Annotated in this window: 5 protein-coding genes; 4 read left to right on the top strand and 1 reads right to left on the bottom strand. The window is 41.9% G+C overall.

The annotated features are described in order from the left end of the window. The first annotated feature begins 422 nt into the window (after positions 1-422). The 4 genes from LCL89_RS02270 (at position 423) to LCL89_RS02285 (ending at position 14,753) form a co-directional block, all read left to right on the top strand. On the top strand, positions 423-12,035 hold the full coding sequence (locus LCL89_RS02270) for an Ig-like domain-containing protein (protein WP_224807452.1): 11,613 nt from the start codon (positions 423-425) through the stop codon (positions 12,033-12,035). A gap of 27 nt (positions 12,036-12,062) precedes the next feature. After that, complete coding sequence (locus tag LCL89_RS02275) at positions 12,063-12,659, top strand: class D sortase (protein ID WP_224807453.1); 597 nt, start codon at positions 12,063-12,065, stop codon at positions 12,657-12,659. A gap of 200 nt (positions 12,660-12,859) precedes the next feature. Continuing rightward, the gene (locus LCL89_RS02280) at positions 12,860-13,330 is read left to right on the top strand and encodes a GNAT family N-acetyltransferase (protein ID WP_224807454.1); all 471 of its coding nucleotides are present in this window, start codon (positions 12,860-12,862) and stop codon (positions 13,328-13,330) included. Positions 13,331-13,877: 547 nt separating this feature from the next. Then, positions 13,878-14,753, top strand: a complete 876-nt coding sequence (locus LCL89_RS02285) for an aminoglycoside 6-adenylyltransferase (protein WP_224807455.1) — start codon at positions 13,878-13,880, stop codon at positions 14,751-14,753. 316 nt (positions 14,754-15,069) lie between these two features. On the opposite strand, the gene LCL89_RS02290 is transcribed toward LCL89_RS02285, so the two are convergent. Continuing rightward, positions 15,070-16,041: an ABC transporter substrate-binding protein gene (locus tag LCL89_RS02290; RefSeq protein ID WP_224807456.1), complete on the bottom strand. Its 972-nt coding sequence runs from the start codon at positions 16,039-16,041 to the stop codon at positions 15,070-15,072. Between the last annotated feature and the right edge of the window lie 97 nt (positions 16,042-16,138).

Raw genomic sequence — 16,138 nt, forward strand, 5'->3', positions numbered from 1 at the left:
AACAATATATGAGTGATTTCGACAGTGTATGTACGATATTTTTTGTAGCATGTCGTCTTTTGGGTGATTTCAAAGAAAACGATAGTCTTTAAGTATGGAAGTTTTTAAATGAGAATTATGAACGTGAAAGGAAGATGCTTCTCTGCAACTCATTTTCTAGAGTTGTGTAATAGAAAAATCAGAGGAGTCGGAAAGGTTCCCTTGTACTTTTGTTCCGTACTATAGTTATGAAGGAAATGAAAAAAATCTTAAATTCTTTGTAAAACCTTCCATAAATACTAAAGCTTCACTTCAGCTTGTCGATATAAGACCCAATGTCGAATTTTGTATAAAAATAAAATTAAACATAAAAAACCATGTAAAAATCAGCAAATAATCGCAGCAGAATTTTACTATTAGAAGAAGTTGAAGGAGAGAAAGCAATGAATAAAAAGAAACTATCTACCATTACAAAAGTGGGTTTGGCATCCAGTTTGGTGATCTCCCCGCTTGGTAATTCCGTATCGGCGACGAATTCTCCGAATACATCTTCCGAATGGGATAGTGTCACTTTTATCCCTTATGTAAAGAATAACGGTGAGCTTATATATGACCCAGCCAACGAGCCTGGCATCAGTCCGGACGAAGTTGATTTTGTAAGTGGATACTCAAAAGGATCGGGTGATAAGCCTTCATTTTATATAGCCAGTAACGGGACGGACATGTTCTTTAGAATGAGACTTATGGAGAATCCTTATGATCGAAAAGGAGGTTTTTTATCATCTGTTTGGTTTGTGCAGATTGCTGAAAATGGGGAACACAAAGCGACCGTTGGAATTAACGGGAAATCTCCACATGAAGATTATGTATATGTATCGAACCCGAAAGGCACAACTGTAAATTCCATATACAAGACAGACAGCTCCGGTAGTCATGTCCCGGGGACAAGAGTGGTGGAAGCCGAAAACGGACAATTCTTTTTAGATTTCCAGGTTCCAATCTCTAAGATAACTGAAGTTGCTCCTTCTATCAGTTCTGATTCTAATATCCAATTATTTTTTGGAACTTCAAAAGCTGCGAATTTATCTGTCATTAATAAAGATTATATGGGGCCGGACAGAGGGGGATCTTATGAGGATTCTGCGAGTGTAAAGTTAAGCCCCAGTTTAACAATGGAAATCCCGACAATTTCTATTACAAGTTCCGCGAGCTTTGATTCCAAAACCCCTGTTCTTTCCGGGACAACCACAAAAGCGGCGGAAGGCAGCGAAGTTGAATTAACGATTAATGAAAAGAAATACATAACTACAGTTTCCAATCAATCGTGGAGTATTCCAGTCACGGACCCTCTGACGAACGGGACACATACGGCTACTGTAAAAGTCGTCAATGAACTTAATAATATCGCCACCACAAAGCAGGCGATTCAAATTGGAAAAACGATTACGATTGATGGTGGTGAAACAAGAACGGTAAGCAGCTTCCCTACTACAGTGTCAGGAACGTTTACGAATGATACGGGTGGAAGTAAAAAGATTGAATTTGTAGTGAAAGATTCAAATGGAGACCCTGTGAGTAAGTCATTCAAAGGAATTCAAGTCAACAATAAAACACAAAAGTGGAGCGAAGATATCTCCCTATCGTTACCTGAAGGTACATATACGATTGAAGCGGTGGAAGACGTAAAGAAAAATGATAATTTACCAAAAGCTACACAGACCATTGTCATAGATAACCAAATTGATGTTTCTATTACCAGTCCAGCTGATAACACAACATCAGACAATCCGTTTCCTACTGTAACGGGGAACACGGACCCAAAAGCTGAAGTTTCTGTTTTTATAGATGATCAATTTCATCGAACGGTTTCTGCTGACGATGCGGGAAATTGGTCTCTAACCTTAGGGAAAGCATTGGCCCCCGGCGATCACACGTTCAAGGCAGAAGCGACTGATGATATAGGAAACAAGAAAGAGACATCTGTATACAGCTACAAGGTTTCTTCCCTGGATATAAGTATAATCAATGGATATAAGGTCCAATTAAATGACAATATCCCTACTATTCGAGGAAGGTCCACCGCCCCTGATGGCAGTGAAGTAATAGTTAAAGTAGGAAATCGTAATACGCTTACCACCCAGGTGAAAAATGGAAGATGGTCTGTAGATATCAACAATCCCTTAGATGATGCTACATACTCCATACAAGCAAGTGTGACCAGTGGTGGATTGACGGACTCCTATACCCAGGAGCTTACTATAGATTCCAGCACGTTTGTGAATATCAGCTCACCTTCCAATCAGGCGGTTACTGAGAATAAAAGGGAGTCGATATCCGGTACTGCAGAACCATTTGCTACCATAGGTTTGAATTTTAATAATGGTGAAAAAGTTGAAACTGTCTTTGCAGATGCGGGTGGGAACTGGACCTATACGCCTTCTAGTGATTTATCTTTAGGAAAGCAAGATGTGATTGTGACTGCCTCGGATGTGAACGGGAATGTGAAAAGGGCGTCGACTTCTTTCATTATTAATACTCCAGGGAACTCTGTCCCAGTAATTGAAGATTATAACGAGAGCATATTCAAAGGGGAGAGTAAGAGTGGTCAGGTGACCGCAACAGATAGTGACAATGACCCTCTTACATATAGTAAGGGATCTGAGCCATCCAATGGAACGATTGAAGTTAAAGAGGATGGTACTTATACGTATACCCCTGATAGTGATTATACGGGCACTGATAATTTCACAATAGAAGTTTCAGATGGAAAAGGCGGAGCTGCAACCTCAACCGTAACCATTGAAATAAAAGAACCGCCTAACAAAGTGCCGACAACGGAAGACTATTCAGATGCGACATTTAAAAATGAAACGATAAGCGGAAAAGTCGAAGGTGCAGACGCGGATGGAGATCCGTTAACTTACACTAAAGAAACAGACCCTTCAAATGGAACGGTCACAGTGAAGGAAGACGGGACATGGAGTTACACACCGAATACAGATTATGTAGGAACCGATGTTTTCAAAGTCCAAGTCTCGGACGGAAAAAGCACCGTAACCTCCACAGTAACCATCGATGTAAAAGAGCCGCCTAACAAAGCGCCGACAACGGAAGACTATTCAGATGCGACATTTAAAAATGAAACGATAAGCGGAAAAGTCGAAGGTGCAGACGCGGATGGAGATCCGTTAACTTACACTAAAGAAACAGACCCTTCAAATGGAACGGTCACAGTGAAGGAAGACGGGACATGGAGTTACACACCGAATACAGATTATGTAGGAACCGATGTTTTCAAAGTTCAAGTCTCGGACGGAAAAAGCACCGTAACCTCCACAGTAACCATCGATGTAAAAGAGCCGCCTAACAAAGCGCCGACAACGGAAGACTATTCAGATACGACGTTAAAAAATGAAACGATCAGCGGAAAAGTCGAAGGTGCAGACGTGGATGGAGATCCATTAACTTACAGCAAGGAAACAGACCCTTCAAATGGAACGGTCACTGTAAAGGAAGACGGGACATGGAGTTACACACCGAATACAGATTATGTAGGAACCGATGTTTTCAAAGTTCAAGTCTCGGACGGAAAAGCCGACGTAACCTCCACTGTAACGATTGAAATAAAAGAACCGCCTAACAAAGCGCCGACAACAGTAGACTATTCAACAACGACATTTAAAAATGAAGCAGCCAGTGGAAAAGTGGAAGGGACAGATGATGACAACGATCGATTGACTTACAAGCAAGGCACCAAACCATCTCACGGAAACGTAACGGTGAAAGAAGATGGTAGCTGGGTGTACACTCCGACGATCGATTACGTCGGATTAGACAGCTTTGAAGTGTTGGTGTCAGATGGAGAGGCTGTAGTAATCTCAAAGGTGACCATTGATGTCAAAGAACCTCCGAACGAACTACCATCTGTGAAGAACTATAGTGAAACTACGATAAAAAATGAAGCGGTTAGTGGCAAGGTAAAAGGAACAGATGCGGACAATGATCCATTGACTTATTCTAAAGAATCCAGTCCATCTCATGGCACTGTGACGGTGAAGGAAGATGGAACATGGACATATACCCCGGTGGATGATTATGTGGGAGAAGATCTTTTCAAAGTTCAAGTCTCTGATGGAAAAGCTGAAGTAACTTCAACCGTAACCATAGATGTAAAAGAACCACCCAATCAAATGCCTACCGTTGAAAATTATCAGAAGACCGTAGAACGAAACCAAACGTTAAATGGTGTAATTGAAGGAGCAGATCCTGACGGAGATCCATTGGAATATTCAAAGGGAACATCCCCTCAACATGGGACATTAACGGTTGAAAAGGATGGAAAATGGACGTATACACCCGAGAAAGATTACACAGGGACCGATCGTTTTACCATTTCCCTCTCTGATGGTAAAGGTGGGACAGCTACATCAACGGTGTCTGTAACAGTTAAAGAACCAGCGAACCAAATGCCGACCGCTATCAATTACTATGAAGAAACGGAACAAAACAAACCTGTAAGTGGAAGTGTAGTAGGAAGTGATCCCGATAAAGATGTTCTAACATATAGTGTAGAAAAGCAGCCTTCCCATGGAACACTTGATTTAAAAGATAATGGGGAGTGGACCTATACACCCGAAAAAGATTACATTGGGCAAGACAGTTTTATGGTAAACGTTTCCGATGGAAAAGGTGGTCATGCGACTTCTACAATTTCTGTCTATGTGAAAGAGCCAGTCAACCAATTACCTGTAGTAAGTAACTACAATGAAGAAATGGAAAAAAACACTTCCATAAACGGTAATGTGGAAGGTACAGACCCAGATGGTGACTCTTTGAAGTACAAAAAAGGACGTCTTCCTGAACATGGAGAGGTGGAAGTCACTGAACAAGGACGCTGGTCCTACACACCAGAGCAGGACTATACCGGTACAGATAGCTTCACGGTTATTACTGAAGATGGAAAAGGTGGAACAGCGACCTCAACGATATCCGTTATTGTGAAAGAGCCTGTGAACCAGCTGCCGTCTGCAGAAAACTCCAATAAAGAAACTGAGCAGAATAAGTCCGTCAGCGGAAAAATAGAAGCAATAGATCCGGACAAAGACCCACTGACCTTCAAAATGAAACAGGAAGCATCACAAGGAACGGTAGTATTGAAAGAAGACGGAAACTGGGTATACACCCCAGATAAAGACTATATCGGAGATGACAGTTTTAAGGTGGAAATATCTGATGGAAAAGGGGGGGCTGTAACGTCTACTGTTTCGATAAGTATATTGGAGCCTGTGAACCAACTACCTGTCGTTGATAACTACAATGTAGAAACAGAACAGGGTCAATCAGTAAATGGAAAAGTCGAAGGAACAGATCCTGATGGGGATTCATTACTTTTTGAAGAAGGAAAGTTACCTGTTCATGGTGACTTGAAAGCAAATAGTGATGGAAGCTGGAGCTATACTCCTGATCCAAGTTTTGTCGGACAGGACAGTTTCAGCATCAAAGCTTCAGATGGCAAAGGAGGAGTAGCCACCTCCACCATACTGATCAACGTTAAAGAGCCTGTAAATAGACTCCCGGAAATCAAAAATTATAATGAAACGACTGAGGTAAATAAAGCAATATCCGGAAAGGTAGAAGGGACGGATCCGGATGGTGACTCATTGGTTTACTCGGAAGCTTCAAGTCCCAATCATGGGAGCGTTAATGTCGATAGAACGGGAGAATGGACGTATTCGCCGAACGACAATTTTATCGGTTTTGATAGTTTTACCATAGAAGTATCGGATGGAAAAGGTGGCACAGCGACTACTACAGTAGATATTCATATCAAGGAGCCGGTCAACCAACTGCCTGTAGTCGGGAATTACAAGGTAAAAGCAGAGCATAATCAAAGTGTAAATGGCAGAGTATCTGGAACAGACCCGGATGGTGACTCGTTGACCTACAGCAAGGGTTCATCTCCTTCCCATGGAACTGTAGAAATCCATTCGGATGGGAATTGGTCCTATTCACCATCGAATAATTATGTAGGTGAAGATCACTTTGAGGTTTTGGTTTCTGACGGCAAAGGTGGAACAGCAACTTCGACAGTTTCTATCAACGTGGAGCCACCTGTAAATCTATTACCTACAGTTGATAATTACACAGTTAAAACAGAATTAAATAAAGCTGTATCCGGCAAAGTGGTAGGAAAAGATGCGGATGGAGACCCTTTAACGTATTCTATTAAGACTTCTCCAGGCCATGGAACAACAGAAGTGACGAAAGATGGAAGCTGGACTTATCAGCCGTCAACAGATTATAAAGGGATCGACCAATTTTCCATTGAAGTGAATGACGGAAAAGGCGGAGTTGTAACCTCTTCCATTACGGTAAATGTATCTGAGCCTGCTAATCACGCACCGACAGTTGAAAATTACAATATGACCACTCGGGAGAATAATGCTGTAAGTGGAAAGGTTTCAGGGATAGATAGTGATGGCGATTCTCTTTCATACACGAATGGTTCCGGACCTGAACATGGAAAAGTTTCGGTGAATATAGATGGCTCCTGGACTTATACACCTCTTCAAGGGTATACAGGCATGGATAGCTTTACTATTAATGTATCCGATGGCAAAGGTGGAACTTCCTTTTCGACGATTTCCATCAATGTGTTAGAACCAATCAATCAACTGCCAACCATCAACAATCATAATGAGAAGACTGAACAGAACCATTCTGTCAGCGGTAAGGTAGAAGGAAAAGATTCTGATGGAGATGCTCTTACTTACTCAGCTGGAGAGTCTCCTTCCCATGGAGCAGCAGAAGTTAATGATGATGGAAGCTGGACATATACACCACAAGAAGACTTTTCCGGAACAGATAGCTTTACAATACAGGTGTCTGATGGAAGAGGCGGCGTAGCCACTTCTACCATATTGATCAATGTACTTGAACCTGTGAATAATCTACCTACAGTTTCCAATTATAACGAGGTGATATTCCAAGGTGGTCATATAAGTGGAAGGGTAGAAGGAAAAGATGTCGATGGAGATCCGCTCACTTATCGTCTCGGTAAAGGTTCTTCTCACGGAACAGAAGAAGTTAATGCTGATGGAAGCTGGGCGTATACGCCGGATAAAGACTATATCGGAGAGGATCGTTTCACAATCGAAGTCTCCGATGGCAAAGGTGGAGTAACGACTTCAGAAGTATCCATTTTAATCAAAGAAATCATTAATCACCTTCCGGTAGTTGATAATTACAATGTAGTTACAGAACAAAATCAGCCTCTTGAAGGTAAGGTGGAAGGATCGGATTCCGATGGAGATCCACTCCTATATTCAAAAGCGAAAGATCCTGAACACGGGGTTGTCAAAGTTGATGAAGGTGGAAGTTGGACGTACACTCCATTAGAAGGCTATAGTGGACCGGACAGCTTTTCTGTAAGAGTAGATGACGGAAAAGGTGGCGCTGCGACCTCTACAATTCTAGTCAATGTGAAAGAACCGGTGAACCACATTCCTGAGGTCGGGAATTACAATGTCACAACTGAAATGAACCAGCAAGTCGAAGGTCGAGTCATAGGCTCGGATACAGACGGAGATCTTTTGAACTATTCAGAGGGTAAAGGTCCTTTACAAGGAACCCTTGTCGTACAGAAGGATGGGAACTGGAAATATACTCCTGACCAAGGGTTTATTGGCACAGATAGCTTTACAATCATCGTTTCTGATGGAAAGGGCGGTACAAAAACGTCCACGATATCATTGAACGTAATGAAACCAGTTAATCAACTCCCTGTTGTTGATAATTACAATGAAACAACCCTTAAAAACCAGGCTTTAAATGGAAAAATTGAAAGTACGGACCCTGATGGAGACGAGTTGACCTTCAAGCTGGAAAAAAATCCTCAACACGGGATTGTGAAACTGGAAGAGGATGGTACTTGGGTCTATACACCAGATAGAAGTTATAGTGGTCCGGACAGTTTTGGAGTCATAATTTCAGATGGGAATGGAGGAACGGTGACCTCCACTGTATTAATCAATGTAAAAGAGCCTGAAAATACACTTCCCACCGTCGGAAATTACCAGGAAGAAACAATACAAGATCAAGCAGCTACAGGTAAGGTCGTCGGAGAAGATGCGGATGGAGATAAGCTCAGTTATGCACTCGAATCCGATCCTTCCAATGGGAAAGTGGAAATGAGTGAAGATGGAACATGGACGTACACGCCAAAAGAAGGTTTCATCGGAACCGACGAATTCACCGTCTTAGTGAAAGATGAAAATGGTGGCACCGCCTTGTCTACGATCACATTGCAAGTAAGCGAACCAGAAAATAAGCTTCCGACCGTCGGAAATTACCAGGAAGAAACAATACAAGATCAAGCAGCTACAGGTAAAGTCGTCGGAGAAGATGCGGATGGAGATAAGCTCAGTTATGCACTCGAATCCGATCCTTCCAATGGGAAAGTGGAAATGAGTGAAGATGGAACATGGACGTACACGCCAAAAGAAGGTTTCATCGGAACCGACGAATTCACCGTCTTAGTGAAAGATGAAAATGGTGGCACCGCCTTGTCTACGATCACATTGCAAGTAAGCGAACCAGAAAATACGCTTCCGACCGTCGGAAATTACCAGGAAGAAACAATACAAGATCAAACAGCTACAGGTAAAGTCGTCGGAGAAGATGCGGATGGAGATAAGCTCAGTTATGCACTCGAATCCGATCCTTCCAATGGGAAAGTGGAAATGAGTGAAGATGGAACATGGACGTACACGCCAAAAGAAGGTTTCATCGGAACCGACGAATTCACCGTCTTAGTGAAAGATGGAAATGGCGGTACCGCTTTGTCTACGATCACACTGCAAGTAAGTGAACCAGAAAATACGCTTCCGACCGTTGGGAATTACCAGGAAGAAACAATACAAGATCAAACAGCTACAGGTAAGGTCGTCGGAGAAGATGCGGATGGAGATAAGCTCAGTTATGCACTTGAATCCGAGCCTTCCAATGGGAAAGTGGAAATGAGTCAAGATGGAACATGGACATACACGCCAAAAGAAGGTTTCACCGGCACCGACGAATTCACCGTCTTAGTGAAAGATGAAAATGGTGGTACCGCTTTGTCTATGATCACACTGCAAGTAAGCGAACCAGAAAATACGCTTCCGACCGTAGGGAATTACCAGGAAGAAACAATACAAGATCAAACAGCTACAGGTAAGGTCGTCGGAGAAGATGCAGATGGAGATAAGCTCAGTTATACACTCGAAACCGAGCCTTCAAATGGGAAAGTGGAAGTGAGTGAAGATGGAACATGGTCATACACGCCAATAGTAGGCTTCACGGGAACCGATGAATTTAAAATCAAAGTAGAGGACACTCGAGGTGGAAGCACTGTCTCCACAATTGTACTTCAAGTAAAAGAACCGGAAAACGAGCTTCCGATTGTTGAAAATTATACTGTTGAGACAAAAGAGAACCAATCATTATCGGGAATTGTAGAAGCGAGAGACCCGGAAGGTACCGATTTGATTTATAAGTTGGGTAGCGATGCAGAAAACGGCGAAGTTGAACTTAAAGACAATGGCAGCTGGTTTTACACTCCTGACTCCGGATTTGTCGGAAAAGATCAGTTCAAGATCAAGGTGACTGATGCTCGTGGCGGCTCTTCTATTTCAATGATTAACGTTGATGTCACAGATCTGGATACAAAAATCATTATTGATGGAGGGGCTGAGCTGAAATCTGCAGATCGTACTCCTTTGGTATCCGGGACAGCAGAAGCACCCAAGTTCTCTCAAGTATCCATTGAAATTCTAAACTCGGATGGAAAAATGGTATTGAAGGATTATACAAGCATCCTGAATGGAACATGGAGTTATATGCTTGAGAAAGAGTTGGCTCCGGGTTCTTATGAAATTGTAGCTACCCTCAAAAGTGAGGCAGATGAAAAGCTTAATAAAAGTGTACAGGCACTTGAAGTTGAAGAATCCAATGTTTCTTTAAAATTGACTTCCAGTCCAAAAGCTATTGTAGGGGATGGGAAGACAAAAGCTGTACTAACAGCGATCATTAAAGATGGCAATGGAAACCCGGTCAAAGGGGAAAGGGTGAGTTTCAGTTCGAAGGCAGGAACTCTAGTAAACTCTGAAGCCACCACAAACGATGAAGGAGTAGCCGTGGTAGAGTTGATCTCTCCGGATTTGAGCGGAACTATAGAAAGTCAGCAAAAGGTGATCAGTGCCAAAGTGTCCAACCCTGATAAAAATTTATACGGAGAAAGTCAGATTGTTGTCCAATATGTTCCTGCTTCGGTCAGTGGTGTAATCATTGATTCATCGTCGAAACAACCGATCCCAGGGTCATTGATTGAAGTACGGGAAGACTTTAACGGAGATGGTGTGATTGATTTTGAAGCGACTGCAGTAACGGACTCAGAAGGGGCATACAGTATAGCAGTACCATATGATAATTGGGATTATACGTTGAACGTTACGGCTTCCACAACTTTAGATGGGAAGAAGGTTCCCGTGAATTATAGCTTGAAGGCAAAGGTAGGTGAAATCAAAGGCGTAGGAGAAAATATCAAATCTGAAAAAACCATCTCCGGTCAAGTATTCTTTTTGAACAGGGAAACCAACCTTCCTGAAGAAATGGACAATCAAGGGAAGGATATCAATATTAAACCGGTGGTTTTGAATTCGGGTGATGATGACCTTGAAATCAAGGTGGATAGGAACGGAAAATATGTCATTACCGGTGGCCAAAAAGGAAAATCTTATGATGTCATGCTGAATGTTGAGGTGGAAGGAGAAAACGGTGAAAAGCAGCTTATGGTAGGTAAGAAAATCAAAGTTGATATACCTGAGGATGGAATTTCTGAAGTCCAAACGACCTTGATCGATCCATATGGTGTTGTTACCGATGAGGAAACGGGTCTTCCGATTGAAAATACGACAATGAAGCTTTATTGGGCAGATACGGAATTGAACCGGAACAAAGGTAGAACGCCACATACTTTAGTGAACCTACCAATATTGGATGGTTTTGCACCGAATGATAACCGTGTCCCACAAATTACGAACAGCAAAGGTGAATATGCCTGGATGGTATTTCCGGATGGCGATTATTACATCATTGCTGAGAATGAAAAGTATCACACTTACGATAGTCGCGCAGAAGGCAGAAATGTCAGTGCGAAACCGGGCGAGGATAGCTATATTAAGGATGGCGTCATTCACGTTGGTCAAGATATTGTCGAATATGACTTTTCCATGAAAGCTTTAAGTGATGATGAAGACGTGAATCATCCGCCAAGTTTCAAAGACTATCAGTTCACAGTCAAAGAAAACACAGTCTTGACCGAAAAAGTCACAGCAGAAGATCCAGATGGGGACATGCTTGCTTACAGCCTATATAAGAAGCCTTCCCATGGAAGCTTGACTTTAAAGGATAAGGGAACATTTACTTACGTTCCCAAACCGGGATTCAGTGGCCTGGATGAATTTATTCTGCGTGTTGAAGACGAACATGGTGAGGTTTCTGTTTCTACCGTCAAAGTCACTGTAGAAGGGAATTCTTTACCGGATGCTCCGGGTAACGAAATATTCTTAGAGACTTTCTCTGGTAAGACGATAAGTGGAAATTTAAAAGCTTTGAACATCATAGATCCAGTTACGATTGAGTTGAAACAGCCGGAAAATGGTACCGCAGATGTCAGTTTGTCCGAAATGAACTGGGAGTATCAACCCGAGGAAGGGTTTGTCGGAGAAGATGAATTCAAGGTCCTTTACTATAATCAACAAGGGATTCTTCATACCATTGAAGTCCATGTGCAGGTACATGAAAATACAGTGCCGATCGGAAGCGATGACGAAGATCGCCAAAATACAAACCAAGAGCGAGAAGGAAATAGTGAAGATCATCATAAAGAGGATTTGGATGAGTTACCGAAAACGGGTTCAATATTTGATCGTAACCTTCTATTAGCCATCGCCAGCTTGTTTGGAAGTTTAGGAATCTTGCTGCGAAGGTTCGGTAGGAAAAAAGAGAATGAATAGAAGAAGACTAAGGATGGTTTTGGTTAAATGAAAAAGCTTGGAGGATTGTTCATCCTCTTATCAGTCTTACTGTTTGGTTATATCGGATATGAACAACTGTATTCGTTTTACTTGGAAAAAAAGTTGTTTGCGAATACGGAAGAACTTTCGCAATCGCTCAGAAGTGAAGTTGAAAATGAAAAAAGTGAAAAAGAGATTCCCCAATATAAGGAGAACACCATCGCTGACTTAAAGAATGTGGAATTATCGATTCCAAAAATCGAGTTGGAGACACCAGTGATTGAAGGTACATCCAGTGAAAAGTTGAGAGTAGCGGTAGGTCATTTAAAGGGGACAGGGATATTGGGAGCCATGAGCCAGAACTTTGTCGTCCTTGGCCATCGGTCCCACATCACCGGGAAGTTTTTTAACCGATTGGATGAATTATCTAATGGAGATGAATTGCTTTTCCAATCTCCTGATCAAACGTTAACCTTTCGAGTCATAGATAAAAAAATTATAGAGCCTACACAACTTGAGGTGCTGGAGCCTGTAGAGGGAAAATCGGTTGTTACACTGATTACATGTCATCCTATGTATTCCAATAAAGAGAGGTTGGTCGTCATAGGTGAGAAGATCACTTAAATTTATAAATCTATCTTTTAACAACGATTTAAAACCGTTAAGCATCTATTAGTCTTTGGGGCAGTTCCTATTTAGGGACTGCCCATTTTTTTGCCGAAAATGTTTGTATTATTGACCGGTAAGTGAAAGATTTTTTGTTTTTCTGAAAGGAGGGATTTGAAAGTGGGGAATTGTAATTATAAGTAAGGAGGTGGGGACCAATGGAAGAATTGATTATGAGGGAAATCGATATAGAACAGGATGAAACGCTGCTTTTGAATTTTAGAGAAGATGCACAGTTCGTCAGTTATGGGAAAACCCATTTCGACAAAAGAGCCTATGTAAACCGTTTGAGAGCAAGAATCGAACAGTGGTCTTCCGGTCAGTTGTTCATTCAAGATAGTAGTCAACCTATAGGTCAAATCGGACTCACAACACCTGAATACCAAGGGAGAACGATCGGGTACGCAAACTTATTTTATTTAATTCCAGACTATAGAGGAAAAGGATTCGGAAAACAAATGGTTGATTTTGCTGAGGAAACCTTTAAGAAACATAAGCTTGCAGAACTTCATTTGAAAGTATCACCATCTAATGAATCTGCATTGGATTTTTATCAGCTAAGTGGGTTTAACAGAATATCTCAAAGTTATGGAGAATTTCCTAAATTGAGAATGAGGAAATTCTTATGACAGTCCTTTACATATATATTTTTTAAAAAGGCTCTGTTAAAGTCTGTTGTTGATATTTTAAACGATTATTCAATAGCCTACGTCTGGGACTAGATGTCGGGTCCGTTATTTACTTAGAGCATGGGATGGGAGGGAAAACAGTCCGCTTTCTGCGGGGAACGCTAAGCCTCCTCAAACTTCGTTTTCCGGGGTCTCACCTTGTTCCTTTTTCCCGCAGGAGTCTCCCTGTTTTCCCTGCCATCCCGTTCGTAGTTGGTGTAAAGGACTTCGGTTTTGGTCTTTCTGTCTCTTCTCCTTTGAAGAGGCAGGTTTTTAGAATGGCGAGGCGAGGCGCCTGTGGGATAAAGGTACATCGTGAGATTCCGGAAGGCGCATCGTAAGGAGGCTTCACGGTACCCCACGGAAAGGGAGTCATTCTAAAAGGCCGTCTCCTACAAATTCCAGGACAGAGAGAGATGATATAAGCTCACATGTGATATAACAACACCAAGCAATAACAGACCCATTTTTCAAAGGTGAAGTTAAGTCTGTAGAAGGAGGTTTCATGGTGAGATCAGAAGCAGTAATGATGGATAGGATTTTGTCATTTGCTCAGTTACATGATGAAATTCGCGGGGTGGTTATGAATGGGTCAAGAGTGAATCCAACTATTGAACCTGACTGTTTTCAGGATTACGACATCGTATTTTTTGTGAGTAAAGTCGAACCGTTCAATGAAAAAGAGGATCTCATCCCTTATTTTGGTGAAGTCCTCGTCATGCAGATGCCTGAGGGAGAAGTATGGGGAGTCCCATTAGGACTACATCGAGCTACATATCTTGTTCAATTTATGGATGGTAACAGAATAGATATGCACTTTGTTTCTCTGGAAAGGATGGAAGATTTTCTGAAAGACAGTTTGACAAAAGTGCTTCTAGATAAAGGTGGTCTGCTTGAGGAGCAGCCCGAACCTGACGAATCAAGTTACTGGGTCATCCCCCCTACAAAAAAACAGTTTCAGAACTGTTGTAATAAGTTTTCGTTCTGTCTCGGATCTCATATCCCAAAAACTATATGGAGGCGGGAACTACCCTTACTAAAACAATTGATAGAATCTGACCTTCGGGAGTCATTGATTCAGATGTTGTCATGGAAGATATCTGTTGAAAATGAGAATCCTGTATCGATCGGCAAAGGCGGGAAGAAGCTTGAAGGTTTGTTATCCCCAGATGAATGGCTTCTTTTTTTAGAAACTTATGCAGGAACCAATTATAAAGAATTGTGGAATTCGCTGTCCCGGTTTTATGAATTGTTTATGGAAAGCGGGAGGGTAGTGGCGAGGGCATATAATTTCAGCATCCCTGAAGAATGCGAAAAGGCGAAGCAATTTTTAGAGCGGGTAGAAGCTTTTGATGAATGTGGCAATCCTGACATTTTGAAATGAGGTATATAAGTGAAACCTGCATATAAGTATAGAGATGCATACCTGAAATTGACACGTCTTAACAAAATTGACATACGGTGTTGCAGGAGATATGTTTCGTTATGCCGGTTATGAGACGTTGACCGAAGGTGTTATATGGAACACCCATGCTTCCCTATGAAGGTACTCAGCGGAAAGCTGTGTATGCAAACGGAGGGCACCAGGATTTGCTTTTATATGCTCTTATTATAACTCATCTCTGAGTACTGCAAAAGAAACGTATACACATAAAGAAGCGCATCCAATGGGATGCGCTTCTTTCTTTCATATGAAGAGATTATTGTTCTTCGTCCAGGAAGTATTCTTCCAGGTCGTCGACCATTTTATTTGCTGCAATGTAACCGCCTGCCGTGTTCCAAATGGCATCGCTCACCTTGTGGACATCGCCTTCTTTGGCTACTTCAAGGTTTTGGAACAATGGATCGTTCAGCCATTCTTCTTCAAGGTTAGTTGCAGCGCCGTCACCTGGCTCATAGGTGAAGTAGAATAGAACATCTCCATCCATAGCCGGAATACGTTCTTTCGTCGCTTTTTCCATGAAATCATTGACATCTTGGGATTCAGGGCGTTCAAATCCGATTTCTTCAAGGATTACTCCTGAGAAGGAATCTTTGTGATAGATTCGTACGTGATCAGGCATGAAGCGGATGACGGATACTTTTTGGTTCAGCTTATCTCCGGCTTTTTCTGCAAAGCTGTCCAAACGCTGGTCATACTCATCGATCATTTTTTGTCCTTTATCTTCCATGTTCAATGCTTTTGCATAAGTCATGAAGTTATTCTGCCATTCCCCTCGAAGGGTTTCAGAGAAAACGGTCGGAGCAATAGCGCTCAATTTATCGTAGACATCTTCCTGCCTCATTTTATTTCCGATGATCAAATCTGGTTTCAGTTCAATGATTTTTTCAATGTTTACATTTGTTTCATCGCCTAACACTTCAACGCCTTCCATTTGATCACTGATATGGTCATACCATGGATCACCGGTCCATGATTTAACGGCACCAACCGGTTTCTTACCTAGAGCAAGAAGCGCTTCTGTACCTTCGTTGGTCAAAATAACGACACGCTCAGGCTTCTCTTCTACAGTGGTCGTTCCCATTGCATGTTCTACTGTATAAGGTTCAAACCCGTTCGCTTCTTTCTGCTTATCTTCCTGCTCGGATGTCTCTTCAGAACCTCCACAAGCAGACAAGAGTAGCGCGAATGTGAATACTAGACTGAATAATACTATGTATTTCTTTGACACATGAACAACTCCTTAAATGATTTTGATTCTCAATTGCAATTAGTAGATTATAGCAAAAGTAGATGTAAGTCAACCTTTTTTCAGTAATTAATTGAAA

The organism is Halobacillus yeomjeoni, assembly GCF_020171525.1.
GTDB lineage: Bacteria > Bacillota > Bacilli > Bacillales > Halobacillaceae > Halobacillus > Halobacillus yeomjeoni.

Coding starts and splice junctions, on each gene's coding strand:
- LCL89_RS02280 (WP_224807454.1), top strand. CDS start 12,860: ATGGAAGAATTGATTATGAGGGAAATCGATATAGAACAGGATGAAACG.
- LCL89_RS02275 (WP_224807453.1), top strand. CDS start 12,063: ATGAAAAAGCTTGGAGGATTGTTCATCCTCTTATCAGTCTTACTGTTT.
- LCL89_RS02270 (WP_224807452.1), top strand. CDS start 423: ATGAATAAAAAGAAACTATCTACCATTACAAAAGTGGGTTTGGCATCC.